This is a genomic window from Ectopseudomonas composti (assembly GCF_001567565.1).
Classification (GTDB): domain Bacteria; phylum Pseudomonadota; class Gammaproteobacteria; order Pseudomonadales; family Pseudomonadaceae; genus Aquipseudomonas; species Aquipseudomonas composti_A.
In genome coordinates this window covers 355,318-372,777 of record NZ_LSSW01000029.1, presented here as the reverse complement: position 1 = coordinate 372,777, position 17,460 = coordinate 355,318, and the positions used below count along the sequence as shown (strand labels likewise).

Genomic DNA, 17,460 nt, shown 5'->3' with positions numbered 1-17,460 from the left:
CTGCCAAGCATGCACTGGAGTATCACCATGCTCGTTCGCCCGCCCTACGCTCGCCGTCCCTGGCTCGCGCTACTGTTGCTGTGTCCTTCCCTGGCCCTGGCTGATGCGCCAGCCGAACTCCCCGCTGTCGAAATCACTGCTCCGGCAGCCACGCAACCACTGCCGACCACGACCCGGACCGACGCCCAGACGCTGGAGCGTCGCCAGATCCGCAGCTTCGATGATCTGTCGCGACGCGCCGAACCCGGGGTGAACTTCAACCGCAGCAACAACAGCATCAATATCCGCGGCCTGGATCGCGACCGCGTGCTGACCACCATCGACGGCATCCGCATGCCCTGGCTGAACGACGCCGTACGCGAGGTGAATGGCGGCCTGGACAGCATCGACTTCAACAGCCTGTCCGCCATCGACGTGGTGCGCGGCGCCAACTCCAGCCAAGTGGGCTCCGGCGCCCTTGGCGGCGCCCTGCAACTGCGCACGCTGAACCCTGATGATCTGCTGGGCAACAAGGACGCATTCGCCGGCCTGCTCAAGAACGACTACGACAGCGCTGACCGCAGCTGGGGCCTCAATGCCGCGCTGGCCGGCCGCTTCAACGACACTGCCTGGTTGCTCCAGGCCGGTGGACGCATGGGTCACGAGCTCGACAACCAGGGCAACCAGAATCTGCTGGGCACGCGGCGCACCGAAGCCAACCCCAGCGATACCGATCAGCACAGCCTGTTGTTCAAGGTTCAGCAGAAACTCGCCGATGGTCATCGCATCGGCGTGACCGCCGAACTGTTCGAACGCACCGAGGACATGGACAGCCGCATCAACCAGGGCACCGCCAACTACCCTCGGCACTACGACACCCGCGAGAACAGCGAGCGCAAGCGCCTGTCCTTCGATCACCAGTACCGCGCCGATAAAGCCGGCAGCCTGCTCGACTGGGCCGACACCATCGTCTACTGGCAGAAGCTCCATCGCGAGGACGAGGTGGATGCGACCCGCGCCGGGACGTTGGCGGGCCCCTTCGGCCGCAACAACGAGATCGAGAAAACCCAGTACGGCATCAACAGCAGCCTGGGCAAACAGCTCGGGCAGCACAATCTGACCCTGGGCGCCGAGTGGAGCCGCATCGAGGCCGAGCAGTACAGCGGCGGCTACGATGCCTGCCCCAGCGTGCTGGTGCCACCTTTCCCGCCGCGCCCGGACAGCACGCCTGCCGGCATCTACTTCGCCTGCGTCAACCTGCACACCAATCAGGCCGAGATGCCGAAAACGCCGGGCACCTTGTATGGCATCTACCTGAAGGACGACATCGCCCTCAGCGACACCCTGACCCTGACGCCAGGCGTGCGTTACGACCATTACCAATACAAGCCTAAGAGCGGCACCAGCGGCTACGTGCTGGCCGGTGACAGCGTGATGCTCAGCGAGAACAAGGACTCCAACTGGTCCGGCAGCCTGCTGCTGACCTGGCAGGCGCATAAGCTGGCCACTCTCTATGCGCAGTGGGCGCAGGGCTTCAAGGCACCGGACGTCAACGAGCTGTACAGCACCTTCACCAACTCCGGCATGGGTTACGCGCGGGTGGGCAATCCCAACCTCAAGCCCGAAAAGAGCACCGGCTATGAAGTTGGCGCGCGCCTGGGTGACAGCCGCCTGGGGGGTTCCGTCAGCCTGTTCGATAACCGCTACAAGAACTTCATCGACAGCATCACTGCCAATGAAGCGGACTACGGCTTCCAGGCTGGGGAGTTCCCGACCTTCTTCGAGGTGATGGAAAACCGCGACAAGGTGCGCATCTATGGTGCCGAGGGCACCGCGCACTGGCAGTTCGCCCCCTCCTGGCAAGCCTGGAGCTCGGTCGCCTGGGCCGTGGGCAAGGACCGTGAAACCAAACAGCACTTGAACTCTGTCGCCCCGCTGACCGGCACCCTCGGCCTCAGCTATACCCAGCAGCACCATGGCGCGGACCTGATGCTGACCGCCGCGCGCCGCCGCGACAAGGTCGAGAACGACAGCGACTTCAAGGCACCCGGCTACGGCGTGGTCGACCTCACTGCTTACTGGCAGCCTGCGGCGCTGGATGGCGTCCGGCTGCAGGCGGGGCTGTTCAACCTGTTCGACAAGAAGTACTGGAATGCCCTCAACGTGCCCAGCGCGGGCGGCCGCGCCAGCCCGCAACCCGTCGACTACTACAGCGAGCCAGGTCGCTCCTTGCGCGTGTCTGCCTCCTGGCAGTTCTGAGTTCCACTTGGCGCATGGATGCGCCCTCCTCCCTCTTGCGGGATAATCCGCCCGTCTTGCGGCGCCATGCGCCACCTTCTTCCGCCGGAGGAAGGTCATCCGAGGTCGCAGCTACGCGACCGTTTACGCTAACGGGAAACCGCGATGATTCGCTTGTGTGCCCCACAGGATCTGGCCGAAGGTCAGAGCCGGGGCTTTGTGATCGATCAGTTGAACCTGCTTGCGGTACGCAGGGACGGTCAGGTGCACGCCTATATCAACCGCTGCCCACATCGCGGTATTGCCCTGGAGTGGCGACCAGACGATTTTCTCGATGACAGCGGCAGCCTGATCCGCTGCACGACCCACGGCGCGCTGTTTCTGATCGACAGTGGCGAATGCGTGGCCGGGCCTTGCGAGGGGCAGGCGCTGCAGGCACTGGAATGCAGGGAAGACACGCACGGGATCTGGATCGAAGGCGCTGCCGCCAGGTAGCCCGGATGCAATCCGGGGATGGGCGAGAACTGAATTCCCGGATTGCATCCGGGCTACGTCAACATGGCGCCCAGCGCACTACCGAAACAGAAGCCGGTGTGCGCAGCACACCCTAGGTCAGTACCTCAAGGCGGCGAACCAGAGCGATCCCTTCGGGGCTGAGCTCGGCGCCATAGGCCAGCACCTCCACACCCGCTGCCTTGGCATCGCGCAGGCCTGCTGCGTAGGCCGGGTCGATTTCCTCGGCGGCGCGCACGGCGCGGATGCCAGAAAGGTTCACGCAGTACAGTTGCACCGTGCGTACCCCGGCACGGGCCAACGCCGCCAACTCGCGCAGATGCTTGGCGCCGCGCTGAGTCACCGCATCGGGAAAGGCCGCCACGTCGCTATCAGCGAACCCCAGCGTCACGCTCTTGACCTCCACGAAGGCCGGCCCGTCTGGATAATCCAGGCGAAAGTCGGCGCGACTGTTCTCCACGCCGTAGGGCACTTCACGCTTGAGCGCGGTGAAACCGGCCAGCTCGGCGATCTGCCCGGCACGCAAAGCCTCTTCCACCAGAGCATTGGCCCGCGCGGTGTTGATGCAGGCCAGCCGCCCTTGTGGCGTCTCGCTGATTTCCCAGCTGCCCGGCAGCTTGCGCTTGGGATCGTTGCTGCGGCTGAACCACACCCGGCACCCTTCGCTCATGCAATTGAGCATCGAGCCGGTGTTGGCACAGTGGATGGTCATCTGCTCGCCTTGGGCGGTCTCGATATCGGCGAGAAAACGCTTGTAGCGGCGCAACAGGCGCCCTTGCTCCAACGGCGGATCAAAGCGCATCGGGCTGCCAGCTCTTCAGACCACGGGCGATGCGCTCGACCGCCTGCTGCAGGCGCTCGACGTTCTGCGTGTAGGCAAAGCGCACATGGTGCCCGGCCTGGTAACGGCCGAAATCCAGGCCCGGCGTGAATGCCACGTGCTCGGTTTCGATGAAGTGGCGGCAGAAAGCGAAGGCGTCGCCGCCAAAGGCGCTGATGTCTGCATATAGATAGAAGGCACCTTCCGGCTCCACCGCGATACCGAAGCCCAGCTCACGCAATGCCGGCAGCAGATAATCGCGGCGGCGCTGGAATTCATGACGGCGCTCTTCGAGGATTGCCAGCGTGGCCGGCTCGAAGCAGGCCAGCGCAGCATGCTGGGCCATGCTCGGCGCACTGATATAGAGGTTCTGCGCCAGCTTCTCCAGCTCCGGCACGGCCGCTTCGGGTGCGACCAGCCAGCCCAGGCGCCAGCCGGTCATGCCGAAATATTTGGAGAAACTATTGAGCACGAAGGCGTCGTCATCCACCTCCAGCACGCTCGGCGCCTCGCAGCCGTAGGTCAGGCCGTGGTAGATCTCGTCCACCACCAGATGGCCGCCGCGTTGCTTGAGGCAGGTCGACAGCGCGGCCAGCTCATCCTTGTGTAGCAGCGTGCCGGTCGGATTGGCCGGCGAGGCGACCAGGGCGCCGACACTGCCAGAATCCCAGTGCCGCTCCAGCAACTGCGGGGTGAGCTGGTAACGCACGTCCGGGCCCACCGGCACCAGTTGCGCGGCGCCTTCGACCAGGCGCAGAAAGTGGCGATTGCACGGGTAGCCCGGGTCGGCCAGCAACCAGTGCTTGCCCGGATCGACCAGCAGGCTGGCGGCCAGCAACAGGGCGCCGGAGCCGCCCGGCGTGATCAGGATGCGCTGCGGATCGATGCTCAGGCGATAACGCTCGGCGTAGAAGCCGGCGATGGCTTCGCGCAACTGCGGCAGGCCGCGGGCCGCGGTGTAGCGGGTATGCCCGGCGGACAATGCGGCCTGGCCGGCGCGGATGATCGGCTCGGCAGTGGTGAAGTCCGGCTCGCCGATCTCCAGATGGATCACATCGTGGCCGGCGGCCTGCAGCTCGTTGGCACGCGCCAGCAAGGCCATCACGTGGAAGGGTTCGATGGCGCGACTGCGCGCACTGTAGAGCTGAGCCATGGGTCTGCCTTCAGGGTTGCGAGGCGCGGATTCTAGCAGGGCAGCTCGAGGCCACGGCAAGGGCGCCAAAGCAGCGCTACGCTTGCTAGCCAGTCCCTTGCAGATTTCGTTCACACCCCGAACCAGGCAGAGACAACCGGGAGTAGCGCGCCCCGATTCGATCTGGTAAGTTCGCCCGCTTGCAGTCGCAGGGCCGGACAAACGCCTGGCAATGGAATAACCTGCGCGATGGATTAGAAAGAGTGAGAGGCGTCATCCATGCCCACAAAAGAAAAAGCCAAAAGCACCAGCCAGCTGATTCGTGGTTTCGAACCCTATCAAGAGAAGAAGGGCGAGGAATACATGAGCGAGCCGATGCGCGCTCACTTCACCAGCATCCTCAATAAGTGGAAGCTGGAGCTGATGCAGGAAGTCGACCGTACCGTGCACCACATGCAGGACGAAGCGGCCAACTTCCCCGATCCGGCCGACCGTGCCAGCCAGGAAGAAGAGTTCAGCCTGGAGCTGCGTGCCCGTGACCGCGAGCGCAAGCTGATCAAGAAGATCGACGAGACCCTGCAGCTGATCGAAGACAACGATTACGGCTGGTGCGACTCCTGTGGCGTCGAGATCGGCATCCGCCGCCTCGAAGCCCGCCCGACCGCCACGCTGTGCATCGACTGCAAGACGCTGGCGGAAATCAAGGAAAAGCAGATCGGTTCCTGATCTGACGACGGGGCGCTTAGGCGCCCCGCTCTGTTTCTGGCCCTAGCTCCATGAACACTGCCTATATCGGGCGCTTCGCCCCCACGCCCAGCGGCTATCTGCACTTCGGTTCGCTGGTCGCCGCTCTCGCCTCCTACCTCGATGCCCGCGCCGCTGGCGGCCGCTGGCTGCTGCGCATGGAGGACCTCGACCCGCCACGGGAAGCACCTGGCGCCCAGGACGCAATCCTGCGCACGCTGGAGACCTACGGCTTCGAGTGGGACGGCGCACTGGTGCGCCAGAACGATCGTCACGCCGAATACGCCGCGGTGATCGCCCGGCTGTTCAGCCAGGGCCTGGCCTACGCCTGCATCTGTTCGCGCAAGCAGCTCGAAGGCTACGCCGGCATCTATCCGGGGTTTTGCCGCAATGCCTGCCACCCTGACCACGACGCGGCCATCCGCTTGCGCGTTCCGGAGCTGGACTATCACTTCATCGACCGGGTACAGGGCGAGTTTCGCCAGCACCTGGGCCGTGAAGTCGGTGACTTCGTGATTCGCCGGCGCGACGGGCTGTTCGCCTATCAGCTCGCCGTGGTGCTGGACGATGCCTGGCAGGGTGTTACCGACGTGGTGCGCGGCGCCGACCTGCTCGACTCCACGCCGCGCCAGCTCTATCTGCAGGAGCTGCTCGGGCTGTCGCAACCGCGTTACCTGCACGTACCGCTGATCATCCAGCCCGATGGCCACAAGCTGGGCAAGAGTTATCGCTCGCCGCCGCTGCCCGCGGACCAGGCCAGCCCATTGCTGCTGCGCGCCCTGCGTGCGCTGGGCCAGCGACCCACGGCCGAACTGCAGGGCGCCAGCCCCAGCGAGCTGCTGGCCTGGGGCGTCGCCCACTGGGACGCCACGCGCATCCCACGCAGCCGCACCCTGGCCGAAGCACAATTGAAGTAACCGCAGCCTGGATACAAAGCGGGAACGATGGCGCAGGCATCCCCCGGATTTCATCCGGGCTACGCGCTGTATGACCTCGGAGCGCATGGCGCCCCATATAAGCCTCAAGTTTGTGGCTTGAAGCGCGCAGCTTCCTTTACCATCGCGGCATCTTTCGACGAGATGCCACATGTATATCTACCGACTGGTTCTGATCCTGGTAGTGGGGATCTACCTGTTTTCACCGGCCATCATGGACTGGTGGATCGACCCCAATGGCGCCTGGTATCGGCCTTATCTGCTGTGGCTGATCCTGATCGTCGTCACCTTCATTCTTCAGAGCCAACGCGATGCTGACGAGCTTTAGCCTGAGCGAACTGATCCTGATCAGCGCCGGCTATCTGCTGGTGCTGTTCGGTGTCGCCTGGGTCAGTGAACACGGTCTTATCCCCCGCTGGATCATCCGCCACCCGCTGACCTACACCCTGTCACTGGGCGTCTACGCTAGCGCCTGGGCCTTCTATGGCACGGTGGGCCTGGCCTACCAGTATGGTTATGGCTTCCTCGCCAGTTACCTCGGGGTCTCCGGGGCGTTCCTGCTGGCGCCGGTGTTGCTCTACCCCATCCTGCGCATCACTCGCACCTACCAGCTGTCATCACTGGCCGACCTGTTCGCCTTCCGTTTTCGCAGCACCTGGGCCGGCGCACTGACCACGCTGTTCATGCTGATCGGCGTGCTGCCACTGCTGGCCCTGCAGATCCAGGCGGTGGCCGACTCCATCGGCATCCTCAGCCGCGAGCCACTGCAGGAAAAGGTCGCGCTGAGCTACTGCGGCCTGATCATCCTCTTCACCATCCTGTTCGGCGCGCGCCATATCGCCACGCGCGAGAAGCACGAAGGCCTGGTATTCGCCATCGCCTTCGAGTCGCTGGTCAAGCTGATCGCCCTGGGCGTCATCGGCTGGTACGCGCTGTATCAGGTATTCGGTGGGCCGCGCGAACTGGAACTGTGGCTGGTGCAGAACCAGGTGGCACTGTCGACGCTGCACACGCCCCTGCAGGAAGGGCCGTGGCGCACCCTGTTGCTGGTGTTCTTCGCCTCGGCCATCGTCATGCCGCACATGTACCACATGACCTTCACCGAGAACCTCAACCCGCGCGCCATGGTCAGCGCCAGCTGGGGCTTGCCGCTGCTTCTGCTGCTGATGAGCCTGGCGGTGCCGCTGATTCTCTGGGCCGGCCTCAAGCTCGGCGCGACCACCAACCCGGAATACTTCACCCTGGGGCTGGGGATTGCGGTCAACAGTGAAGCCCTGGCACTGCTGGCCTATGTCGGCGGGCTATCGGCTTCCAGCGGCCTGATCATCGTCTCGACCCTGGCGCTGTCGGGCATGGCACTGAACCACCTGGTGCTGCCGCTGTACCAGCCACCAGCCGAAGGCAACATCTATCGCTGGCTGAAGTGGACACGCCGCGCGCTGATCGCCTTCATCATCATGGCCGGCTACGGCTTCTACCTGCTGCTCGGCGCCCAACAGGACCTGGCCAACCTGGGTATCGTCGCCTTCGTCGCCACCCTGCAGTTCCTCCCCGGCGTGCTCTCGGTGCTGTATTGGCAGACGGCCAATCGCCGCGGTTTCCTCGCCGGCCTGCTGGCCGGCATCAGCGTCTGGGCACTGACCATGCTGTTGCCGCTGCTGGGCAACCTGGAAGGCTTCTACCTGCCGCTGTTCGACGTCATCTATGTACTCGACGATGCCAGCTGGCACCTCGCGGCCATCGCCTCGCTCGCCGCCAACGTGCTGGCATTCACCCTTGTATCGCTGTTCACCGAAGCCAGCCCCGAGGAGAAGAGCGCCGCCGAAGCCTGCGCAGTGGATAACGTACGCCGCCCGCAGCGCCGCGAACTGGTCGCCGTGTCGCCGCAGGACTTTGCCGCACAACTGGCCAAGCCGCTTGGCGCCAAGACCGCGCAGCGCGAGGTGGAGCAAGCCCTGCGCGACCTGCATCTGCCCTTCGACGAAAGCCGGCCTTATGCGTTGCGCCGTCTGCGCGACCGCATCGAGGCCAACCTGTCGGGCCTGATGGGGCCGAGCGTGGCGCAGGACATCGTGGAGACCTTCCTGCCTTACAAATCCGGCAGCGAAGGCTACGTCACCGAAGACATCCACTTCATCGAAAGCCGCCTGGAAGACTACCAGTCGCGCCTCACCGGTCTGGCTGCCGAACTCGATGCGCTGCGCCGCTACCATCGCCAGACCCTGCAGGAGCTACCCATGGGGGTGTGCTCGCTGGCCAAGGATCAGGAGATCCTGATGTGGAACCGGGCCATGGAAGAGCTCACCGACATTCCTGCGCAGCGTGTCGTCGGCTCGCGCATGAGCACCCTGAGCGAACCCTGGCAGAGCCTGTTGCAGGACTTCATCGAACGCCCCGACCAGCATCTGCACAAACAGCATCTGGCGCTCGATGGTCAGATTCGCTGGCTCAATCTGCACAAGGCCGCCATCAACGAGCCACTGGCACCCGGCAACAGTGGCCTGGTGCTGCTGGTCGAAGACCAGACCGAAACCCAGATGCTCGAAGACAAACTGGTGCACTCCGAGCGCCTGGCCAGCATCGGTCGCCTCGCCGCCGGCGTCGCCCACGAGATCGGCAACCCCATCACCGGCATCGCCTGCCTGGCGCAGAACCTGCGCGAGGAACGTGAGACCGACGCCGAGCTGACCGAAATCAGCGGGCAGATTCTCGAGCAGACCAAGCGCGTATCACGCATCGTCCAGTCGCTGATGAGCTTCGCCCACTCCGGTAGTCATCAGCGCAGCGACGAGCCGGTGTGCCTGGCCGACGTGGCGCAGGACGCCATCGGCCTGCTGTCGCTGAACAAGCGCAACTTCGAGATCCAGTTCTACAACCTCTGCGACCCGCAGCACTGGGCCTGCGGCGACCCGCAGCGCCTGGCCCAGGTTCTGATCAACCTGCTGTCCAACGCCCGTGACGCCTCGCCACCCGGCGGCGCCATCCGTGTACGCAGCGAAGCCAGCGAGCACACCGTCGATCTGATCGTCGAGGACGAAGGCAGCGGCATTCCCAAGGCGATCATCGACCGTTTGTTCGAACCTTTCTTCACTACCAAGGACCCCGGAGAAGGGACCGGTCTGGGCCTCGCACTGGTCTATTCGATCGTGGAAGAGCATTATGGACAGATAACAATCGACAGCCCGGCTGACCCCGAGCGCCAATTGGGCACTCGAATTCGGGTCACCCTGCCAAGGCATGTCGAGACGACGTCCGTAGCGATGTAAACAGCGACAGAAGGTGCCAGCAGCACCTCCGTGACCGTCGAGAGACCGAATTGATGCCACATATTCTTATCGTCGAAGACGAAACCATTATCCGCTCTGCCTTGCGCCGCCTGCTCGAACGCAATCAGTACCAAGTCAGCGAAGCTGGCTCGGTACAGGAAGCCCAGGAGCGCTACAGCATCCCCACCTTCGACCTGATCGTCAGCGACCTGCGCCTGCCTGGCGCGCCTGGCACTGAACTGATCAAACTGGCCGAAGGCACACCGGTGCTGATCATGACCAGTTATGCCAGCCTGCGTTCGGCGGTGGACTCGATGAAGATGGGTGCCGTCGATTACATCGCCAAGCCCTTCGATCACGACGAGATGCTGCAGGCGGTCGCCCGTATTCTGCGCGACCGCCAGGAAGCCAAGAGCGCACCAGCAGCGCCAGCCGCGACCAGCAGCACACGGGGTGCAACTGCCGAGAAGGCGGTAGACAACGCCAATGGCGAAATCGGCATCATCGGCTCCTGCGCAGCCATGCAAGAGCTCTACAGCAAGATTCGCAAGGTCGCCCCCACCGACTCCAATGTACTGGTACAGGGCGAGTCCGGTACCGGCAAGGAACTGGTCGCACGTGCCCTGCACAACCTGTCCAAGCGCGCCAAGGCGCCGCTGATTTCGGTGAACTGCGCCGCCATTCCGGAAACCCTGATCGAGTCCGAACTGTTCGGCCACGAGAAGGGCGCATTCACCGGCGCCAGCGCCGGGCGTGCCGGCCTGGTGGAAGCCGCCGACGGTGGCACGCTGTTCCTCGACGAAATTGGCGAATTGCCGCTGGAGGCCCAGGCGCGCCTGCTGCGCGTGCTGCAGGAAGGCGAAATTCGTCGGGTTGGCTCGGTGCAATCGCAAAAGGTGGATGTGCGCCTGATCGCCGCGACTCACCGCGACCTGAAGACCCTGGCCAAGACTGGCCAATTCCGTGAAGACCTCTATTACCGCCTGCACGTCATCGCACTCAAGCTGCCGGCATTGCGTGAGCGAGGCAGCGACGTGATCGAGATCGCCCAGGCCTTCCTGGTGCGCCAGTACACGCGCATGGGCCGCGAGCCGCTGCGCTTCGCCCACGACGCCGAGCAGGCGATCCGTCATTACCCCTGGCCGGGTAACGTGCGTGAGTTGGAGAACGCCATCGAGCGCGCGGTGATTCTCTGCGAGGGCTCGGATATTTCCGCCGACCTGCTGGGCATCGACATCGAGCTGGACGATCTGGATGACGAGGACTTCAGTCTGGCTGCCGCTGGCGTGCAAAGCAGTGGCAACAGTCACGAGCCTACCGAGGATCTGTCGCTGGAGGACTACTTCCAGCATTTCGTCCTCGAGCATCAGGACCACATGACCGAGACCGAACTGGCTCGCAAGCTGGGCATCAGCCGCAAATGCCTATGGGAACGCCGCCAGCGCCTGGGCATTCCACGACGCAAATCCGGCGTGACCAGTGGCCCTTGACGCCGGGGCATCGGTGACAACCTGCCCGCACACAGGTTCCACAGGTTGTTACCGTTTCAATATCTCGTAACAAAGGCCGGGTCTATCGGTAACGAAAACACGGCCTTTTCTCCCCCCTCCGAACCACCACGATTGCCTCAAGCCCTTGATTTACAAGGAATCGTAAAAACTGGCACGGCATCTGCTTTATCTCTGGCACAACAACAATAACAAGCAATGCCCTACACAATAAGAACAAGACGTAACGACTCCAGAACAACAAAAACAACAAGGTACGGAGGCGCAGCTAACTGATTCTTTTGGAGAGGAGTTGCCGCAAGGGGTTCGCCCCAGCGACCAGGCTGAGAATAATAAAACTGCCTCAAGGCAGAGCCGGAACTGGTTGATTAAGGCAGCATCAGCGTCCAAAGAAATCCGTTTGCTATTGGCTCCCCATTCTAGGGAGCACCCGGTAAGCCACGGCGAGCCGGGAAGGGTCGACAACAAAAACAACAGACCCTCAATAACAATAAAAACATAGCACGCACCAACTTGGGGGGGAGCTTCGGCTCCCCCAGTAGCTTCCGGTCCCCGGATCCCCCGCCTGCGCCCTTCTACACACCTTCTCCCTACACGATGCTAGAATCCGCAGCAATCATGCGGTCATCGTTTCGCATGCAGTTGAAAAACCCTGTCTGAGCAGACTGCCAATAACGCCATGATGCCCACACAATTCGATTTTCAAGCGCATGCGCAGCAGGCCGACCACTACTCCAAACAGTGCATCCCATGCTGAAAAAGCTGTTCAAGTCTTTCCGCTCACCTCTGCGCCGTGCCCCACGCCCACGCAGCACCCCCGAAGTGCTGAGCAGTCGACAACATCCGCTCAATCGCAACGAGATCAGCCGTCACGCCATCAGCGTGGTCGATCGCCTGCAGAAGGCCGGGTACCAGGCCTACCTGGTCGGCGGTTGCGTACGCGATCTGTTGCTGGATATCGATCCCAAGGATTTCGATGTCGCCACCAGCGCCACGCCCGAGCAGGTGCGCGCCGAATTCCGTAACGCACGGGTAATTGGCCGCCGCTTCAAGCTGGTTCACGTGCATTTCGGCCGCGAGATCATCGAGGTCGCCACCTTCCGCGCCAATCACCCACAGGGCGAGGAAGAGGAAAACAGCAATCACGCCGCGCGCAACGAGAGCGGCCGCATCCTGCGTGACAACGTCTACGGCACCCTCGAAGACGATGCCCAGCGCCGCGACTTCACCATCAACGCGCTGTACTACGATCCCACCCAGGAACACATCCTCGACTACGCCCGTGGCATGCACGACGTGCGTAACCACCTGGTACGCCTGATCGGCGATCCGGAGCAGCGTTACCTGGAAGACCCGGTGCGCATGCTGCGTGCGGTGCGTTTTGCCGCCAAGCTCGACTTCGAGATCGAGAAACACAGCGCCGCGCCGATTCGCCGCCTGGCGCCGATGCTGCGTGACATTCCGTCGGCGCGCCTGTTCGACGAGGTACTCAAGCTGTTCCTCGCCGGTTACGCCGAGTACACCTTCGACCTGCTGCTCGAGCACGACCTGTTCGCCCAGCTGTTCCCGGCCAGTGGCGCAGCGCTCAAGCAGAACCCGCAGTACACCGAGAAGCTGATTCGCCAGGCTCTGATCAACACCGATGACCGCATCCATGACGGTAAATCGGTTACACCGGCGTTTCTCTTCGCCGCCCTGCTGTGGCCGGCCCTGCCCGCCCGCGTGCTGCAGTTGCAGAGCAAAGGCATGCCGCCGATTCCGGCGATGCAGGAAGCCGCGCACGAACTGATTGCCGAGCAATGCCAGCGCATCGCCGTGCCCAAGCGCTTCACCATCCCGATTCGCGAGATCTGGGACATGCAGGAGCGCCTGCCGCGACGCAGCGGCAAACGCGCCGACCTGCTGCTGGAGAATCCTCGTTTCCGTGCTGGCTATGACTTCCTCCTGCTGCGCGAGCTGGCCGGGGAAGACACTGGCGGCCTGGGCGAATGGTGGACGGACTATCAGGACGCCAACGATAGCGAGCGCCGGCAGATGATTCGCGACCTCGCCGGCAAAGGCGAGAGCACCGGCAACGCACCGCGCAAGCGTCGCCGCAACAGCAATCGCCGCAAGCGCAGCGAAGAAAGCAGCGGCGAATGATGGAGCGGGCCTATATCGGCCTTGGCAGCAACCTGGCCGAACCGCTGCAACAGTTGCGTGCGGCCTTGCAGGCCATCGCCCAGCTGCCGCACAGCCGTTTGCAGGCGCACTCTTCGTTCTACATCAGCGATCCACTTGGTCCTGCCGATCAACCACGTTACGTCAACGCCGTGGCAGCACTGGATACCGAGCTGGAGCCCTGGCAACTGCTCGACGCCCTGCAGCGCATCGAGCAGGAGCAAGGCCGCGTACGCAAGACCGAACGCTGGGGCCCGCGTACGCTGGACCTGGATATCCTGCTATTCGGCGAACGCCTGATCGACGACGAACGCCTGACCGTGCCGCACTACCACATGCATGCGCGTCCCTTCGTGCTCTATCCGCTGGCCGAGCTGGCCGCGCAACTGCAGTTACCGGACGGCCGCAGTCTCGGTGCATTGCTCGAAGCCTGCCCGTTTACCGGCCTGGAACGCCTGGCTGAGTAACCCAGCCGGCTTCCGTGGGAGGGGTTTCAGCCGCGACCCGACGAGCTCGCCGCTGAAGTCCCTCCCACAGGACGGCCCCTTGCGCACCCCCGACATCCCGCGCATTGGCGGTAACGCCAGTAACAGGGCGGTAACACCTGCAATTGACTTCATAGCCCCCCATCTGGACTATAGGCGTCCCGTCGCACCGCGCCGGGCGCACCTTTGATGCCAATCCAGGCCGGATTGCCGCCATATAGAAGCGGTATACCGAGTCTGAGCGAGGACCTTTGAAATGCCTGACGTTACCCTGAGCACCCTGCAGAGCCTCAAGCAGAACGGTGAAAAGATCGCCATGCTGACCTGCTACGACGCCACCTACGCCCATGCGGCCTGCCAGGCGGGTGTCGAAGTGTTGCTGGTCGGCGACTCCCTGGGCATGGTCCTGCAGGGCCACGACAGCACCCTGCCGGTCAGCGTCGAAGAAATGGCCTACCACACGGCCTGCGTCAAACGTGGCAACCAGGGCGCACTGATCGTTACCGATCTGCCGTTCATGGCGTACGCCACCACCGAGCAGGCGCTGCACAACAGCGCCAAGCTGATGCAGGCAGGTGCCCACATGGTCAAACTGGAAGGTGCCGGCTGGCTGGCCGAGCCGATCCGTCTGCTGGCGGAACGTGGCGTGCCGGTGTGCGCGCACCTGGGTTTGACCCCACAGGCGGTGAACATCCTCGGTGGCTACAAGGTTCAGGGCCGCCAGGAGGCACAGGCACGGCAGATGCGCGCCGACGCCATGGCACTGGAGCAGGCCGGCGCAGCCATACTGCTGCTCGAATGCGTGCCGAGCGAGCTGGCTGCGGAAATCACTCAGGCGGTGAAGATTCCGGTGATCGGCATCGGCGCCGGTAGCGCAACCGACGGCCAGGTGCTGGTTCAGCACGATATGCTCGGCCTGTCGCTCTCGGGCCGTGTCGCCAAGTTCGTGCGTAACTTCATGGAAGGTCAGAGCAGCATCCAGGGTGCCCTGGACGCATACGTCAAAGCCGTGAAAGACGGCAGCTTCCCAGCCGCCGAACATGGTTTTTCCGCATGACCACGGTCAAGACACTGCGCGAGCTACGCGCAGCCATCGCTCAGGCACGCGCCGAGGGCAAGCAGATCGGTTTCGTACCGACCATGGGCAATCTGCATGCGGGCCACGTTTCGCTGGTGGAGATCGCCGCCCAACGTGCCGACTTCGTGGTCGCCAGTATCTTCGTCAATCCGCTGCAGTTCGGCGCGGGGGAAGACCTGGACAAATACCCCCGCACCCTCGCCGCCGATAGGGAAAAACTGCTGGCGGCCGGTTGCCACCTGCTGTTTCACCCCGACGTCGAGGAAATCTACCCACACGGCATGGGCGACCAGACCCGCGTGAGCGTTCCTGGCGTTTCCGAAGGGCTCTGTGGCGCCAGCCGACCAGGGCACTTCGAAGGCGTGGCGACGGTGGTAACCAAGCTGTTCAACATGGTCCAGCCCGACCTGGCCGTGTTCGGCGAGAAGGACTATCAGCAACTGGCGGTGATTCGCGCCCTGGTGCAGGACCTGAACATGCCGATCCAGATCATCGGCGCGCCGACGCAACGCGCTGAGGACGGCCTTGCCCTGTCCTCGCGCAACGGTTACCTCAGCGCCGAGCAGCGTGCCGTCGCGCCTGCGCTGTATCGGGGCCTGCAGGCAGTTGCCGAGGCGCTGCGTCGTGGCGCCCGCGACTACCAGAGGCTGATCGAGCAGGCCCAGGCTCAGCAGCAGGCCGCCGGTTTCGTACCCGACTACCTGGAGATCCGCAACGCGGTGAACCTGCGTCCGGCACAGGTCGATGATCGCCACCTGGTGATCCTCACTGCGGCCCACCTCGGTAACACCCGCCTGATCGACAATCTTGTGGTCGAGCCCGCTAGCCAGTAGCTGTGCCCGAACGCAGGCGGTTACACTCTCAAAGGCCCGGATCAACCCGGGCCTTTTGCTTTTGTGGATCAGGAGCTCCAATGGCCTACTACCAGCAGCCTCAAGACGTCACCACCCTGCCCGCTTGGCAGGCCCTGCAGCAACATCGTGCCGAGATGGCCGGTTTCAGCATGCGCGAGGCCTTCGCCGCGGACGCACGCCGCTTCCAGCGTTTTTCCCTCGACAGCTGCGGTCTGCTGCTGGACTACTCGAAGAACCTGATCGATGAACGCGGCCTCGAGCTGCTGATTCAACTGGCCGAACAGGCCCGCCTGCACGAGTCCATCGCAGCCCTGTACAGCGGCGAGCAGGTCAACGCCTCAGAGGGCCGCGCGGCGCTGCACACGGCCCTGCGCAGTCCGATCGGCCGTCGTCTGCTGGTCGATGGCAAGGACCTCATCCCCGAGGTACACCGCGTCCTGAACCAGGTCACCGAACTGGTCAGCCGCATTCACAGCGGCCTGTGGCGTGGCTACAGCGAGAAGCCAATCAAGGAAGTGGTGAACATCGGCATCGGTGGCTCGTTCCTTGGCCCGCAACTGGTTTCCGAAGCGCTGCGCCCGTTCACCCAGCGCGGCGTACGCTGCCACTACCTGGCCAATATCGACGGCAGCGAATTCCGCGAGCTGACGGCCCGCCTGGACCCGGAAACCACGCTGTTCATCGTCTCCAGCAAGTCCTTCGGCACCCTGGAAACCCTGAAGAACACCCTGGCCGCGCGCGACTGGTACCTGGCCATGGGCGGCCCGGAAGAGGAGCTGCACCGCCACTTCATCGCAGTGACCAGCAACCGCAAGGCGGCGATCGAATTCGGTATCGGCGAAGAGAACATCTTCCCCATGTGGGACTGGGTCGGTGGGCGCTACTCGCTGTGGTCGGCCATTGGCCTGCCGATTGCCCTGGCCATCGGCGTGTCCAACTTCAAGGAACTGCTGGCCGGCGCATACGCCATGGACCAGCACTTCACCCAGGCGCCACTGGCCGAGAACATGCCGGTGCTGATGGCCCTGCTGGGCATCTGGTACACCAATTTCTGGGGCGCGCAGAGCCACGCCATCCTGCCCTACGATCACTACCTGCGTAACTTCACCAAGCACCTGCAACAGCTGGACATGGAGTCCAACGGCAAGAGCGTGCGCCAGGATGGCAGCGCACTGGACATCGCCACGGGGCCGATCATCTGGGGTGGCGTCGGCTGCAACGGCCAGCACGCCTACCATCAGCTGCTGCACCAGGGCCGCCTGCTGGTGCCGGCGGACTTCATCGTGCCGGTCAACAGCTACAACCCGCTGTCCGACCATCACCAGTGGCTGTTCGCCAACTGCCTGTCGCAGGCCCAGGCCCTGATGCAGGGCAAAACGCGCGAAGAGGCCGAAGCCGAGCTGCGTGGCAAGGGCCTGAGCGAAGCCGAAGTGCAGCGCCTGGCGCCGCACAAGGTGATCCCCGGCAACCGTCCGAGCAACATCCTGGTGATGAATCGCATCGCCCCCTTCGAGCTGGGCGCACTGGTGGCGCTGTACGAGCACAAGGTCTTCGTGCAGAGCGCCATCTGGGGCATCAATGCCTTCGACCAGTGGGGCGTGGAGCTGGGCAAGGAGATGGGCAAGGAGGTCTATCAGCGCCTCACCGGCCAGATCGAGAGCGGCGCATCGGACGCCTCGACCCAGGGTCTGATCGAACATTTCCGCGAACATCATCGCGGCTGAGCCAACCCCTTCCGCCGCTGCCCG

Annotated in this window: 14 protein-coding genes; 12 read left to right on the top strand and 2 right to left on the bottom strand. The window is 63.7% G+C overall.

Translation table 11 applies throughout. The features are described from left to right. The first annotated feature begins 27 nt into the window (after positions 1 to 27). Both PCLY_RS18225 and PCLY_RS18220 read left to right on the top strand, forming a co-directional pair. On the top strand, positions 28 to 2,238 hold the full coding sequence (locus PCLY_RS18225; RefSeq protein ID WP_061241026.1) for a TonB-dependent hemoglobin/transferrin/lactoferrin family receptor: 2,211 nt from the start codon (positions 28 to 30) through the stop codon (positions 2,236 to 2,238). Between the two features lie 144 nt (positions 2,239 to 2,382). Further along, positions 2,383 to 2,712 carry a Rieske (2Fe-2S) protein gene (locus PCLY_RS18220; RefSeq protein ID WP_061241025.1) on the top strand — a complete coding sequence of 110 codons (330 nt, stop codon included), beginning with the start codon at positions 2,383 to 2,385 and terminating at the stop codon, positions 2,710 to 2,712. A 112-nt stretch (positions 2,713 to 2,824) separates the two neighbouring features. Here PCLY_RS18220 and sfsA read toward each other — a convergent pair whose 3' ends face one another. Then, positions 2,825 to 3,532, bottom strand: coding sequence for a DNA/RNA nuclease SfsA (sfsA, locus tag PCLY_RS18215; RefSeq protein ID WP_061241024.1), 708 nt, complete (start codon positions 3,530 to 3,532; stop codon positions 2,825 to 2,827). Beyond that, positions 3,522 to 4,703, bottom strand: coding sequence for a pyridoxal phosphate-dependent aminotransferase (locus PCLY_RS18210; RefSeq protein ID WP_061241023.1), 1,182 nt, complete (start codon positions 4,701 to 4,703; stop codon positions 3,522 to 3,524). The genes sfsA and PCLY_RS18210 overlap by 11 nt, the downstream gene beginning before the upstream one ends. Positions 4,704 to 4,961: 258 nt before the next feature. Here PCLY_RS18210 and dksA point away from each other — a divergent pair, with 258 nt between their 5' ends. The 10 genes from dksA (at position 4,962) to pgi (ending at position 17,436) form a co-directional block, all read left to right on the top strand. Beyond that, a complete protein-coding gene (gene dksA / locus PCLY_RS18205; protein WP_017675309.1) occupies positions 4,962 to 5,408 on the top strand; it encodes an RNA polymerase-binding protein DksA in 447 nt (148 codons plus the stop codon). Positions 5,409 to 5,458: 50 nt separating this feature from the next. Next, positions 5,459 to 6,343, top strand: a complete 885-nt coding sequence (gene gluQRS / locus PCLY_RS18200) for a tRNA glutamyl-Q(34) synthetase GluQRS (protein WP_061241022.1) — start codon at positions 5,459 to 5,461, stop codon at positions 6,341 to 6,343. 169 nt (positions 6,344 to 6,512) lie between these two features. Beyond that, a complete protein-coding gene (locus PCLY_RS24885) occupies positions 6,513 to 6,689 on the top strand; it encodes a hypothetical protein (RefSeq protein ID WP_003244646.1) in 177 nt (58 codons plus the stop codon). Continuing rightward, positions 6,673 to 9,627: a sensor histidine kinase gene (locus PCLY_RS18195; protein ID WP_061241021.1), complete on the top strand. Its 2,955-nt coding sequence runs from the start codon at positions 6,673 to 6,675 to the stop codon at positions 9,625 to 9,627. The genes PCLY_RS24885 and PCLY_RS18195 overlap by 17 nt, the downstream gene beginning before the upstream one ends. A gap of 53 nt (positions 9,628 to 9,680) precedes the next feature. Further along, positions 9,681 to 11,117 (top strand): sigma-54-dependent transcriptional regulator, encoded by a 1,437-nt coding sequence (locus tag PCLY_RS18190; RefSeq protein WP_061241020.1) that lies wholly within the window; start codon positions 9,681 to 9,683, stop codon positions 11,115 to 11,117. 768 nt (positions 11,118 to 11,885) lie between these two features. Beyond that, positions 11,886 to 13,277: a polynucleotide adenylyltransferase PcnB gene (locus tag PCLY_RS18185; RefSeq protein WP_061241019.1), complete on the top strand. Its 1,392-nt coding sequence runs from the start codon at positions 11,886 to 11,888 to the stop codon at positions 13,275 to 13,277. Then, positions 13,274 to 13,762 carry a 2-amino-4-hydroxy-6-hydroxymethyldihydropteridine diphosphokinase gene (folK, locus tag PCLY_RS18180; RefSeq protein ID WP_061241018.1) on the top strand — a complete coding sequence of 163 codons (489 nt, stop codon included), beginning with the start codon at positions 13,274 to 13,276 and terminating at the stop codon, positions 13,760 to 13,762. Before PCLY_RS18185 ends, folK begins: the two co-directional genes overlap by 4 nt. A 274-nt stretch (positions 13,763 to 14,036) precedes the next feature. Further along, on the top strand, positions 14,037 to 14,837 hold the full coding sequence (gene panB / locus PCLY_RS18175) for a 3-methyl-2-oxobutanoate hydroxymethyltransferase (protein WP_061241017.1): 801 nt from the start codon (positions 14,037 to 14,039) through the stop codon (positions 14,835 to 14,837). Then, positions 14,834 to 15,691, top strand: coding sequence for a pantoate--beta-alanine ligase (gene panC / locus PCLY_RS18170; RefSeq protein ID WP_061241016.1), 858 nt, complete (start codon positions 14,834 to 14,836; stop codon positions 15,689 to 15,691). The genes panB and panC overlap by 4 nt, the downstream gene beginning before the upstream one ends. Positions 15,692 to 15,771: 80 nt before the next feature. Further along, positions 15,772 to 17,436, top strand: a complete 1,665-nt coding sequence (gene pgi / locus PCLY_RS18165; RefSeq protein WP_061241015.1) for a glucose-6-phosphate isomerase — start codon at positions 15,772 to 15,774, stop codon at positions 17,434 to 17,436. The last annotated feature ends 24 nt before the right edge of the window (positions 17,437 to 17,460 follow it).

What these genes read in the sequence shown, in the direction of transcription:
- PCLY_RS18225 (WP_061241026.1), top strand. Translation starts at nt 28, where the DNA reads ATGCTCGTTCGCCCGCCCTACGCTCGCCGTCCCTGGCTCGCGCTACTG.
- PCLY_RS18220 (WP_061241025.1), top strand. Translation starts at nt 2,383, where the DNA reads ATGATTCGCTTGTGTGCCCCACAGGATCTGGCCGAAGGTCAGAGCCGG.
- sfsA (WP_061241024.1), bottom strand. Translation starts at nt 3,532, where the DNA reads ATGCGCTTTGATCCGCCGTTGGAGCAAGGGCGCCTGTTGCGCCGCTAC.
- PCLY_RS18210 (WP_061241023.1), bottom strand. Translation starts at nt 4,703, where the DNA reads ATGGCTCAGCTCTACAGTGCGCGCAGTCGCGCCATCGAACCCTTCCAC.
- dksA (WP_017675309.1), top strand. Translation starts at nt 4,962, where the DNA reads ATGCCCACAAAAGAAAAAGCCAAAAGCACCAGCCAGCTGATTCGTGGT.
- gluQRS (WP_061241022.1), top strand. Translation starts at nt 5,459, where the DNA reads ATGAACACTGCCTATATCGGGCGCTTCGCCCCCACGCCCAGCGGCTAT.
- PCLY_RS24885 (WP_003244646.1), top strand. Translation starts at nt 6,513, where the DNA reads ATGTATATCTACCGACTGGTTCTGATCCTGGTAGTGGGGATCTACCTG.
- PCLY_RS18195 (WP_061241021.1), top strand. Translation starts at nt 6,673, where the DNA reads ATGCTGACGAGCTTTAGCCTGAGCGAACTGATCCTGATCAGCGCCGGC.
- PCLY_RS18190 (WP_061241020.1), top strand. Translation starts at nt 9,681, where the DNA reads ATGCCACATATTCTTATCGTCGAAGACGAAACCATTATCCGCTCTGCC.
- PCLY_RS18185 (WP_061241019.1), top strand. Translation starts at nt 11,886, where the DNA reads ATGCTGAAAAAGCTGTTCAAGTCTTTCCGCTCACCTCTGCGCCGTGCC.
- folK (WP_061241018.1), top strand. Translation starts at nt 13,274, where the DNA reads ATGATGGAGCGGGCCTATATCGGCCTTGGCAGCAACCTGGCCGAACCG.
- panB (WP_061241017.1), top strand. Translation starts at nt 14,037, where the DNA reads ATGCCTGACGTTACCCTGAGCACCCTGCAGAGCCTCAAGCAGAACGGT.
- panC (WP_061241016.1), top strand. Translation starts at nt 14,834, where the DNA reads ATGACCACGGTCAAGACACTGCGCGAGCTACGCGCAGCCATCGCTCAG.
- pgi (WP_061241015.1), top strand. Translation starts at nt 15,772, where the DNA reads ATGGCCTACTACCAGCAGCCTCAAGACGTCACCACCCTGCCCGCTTGG.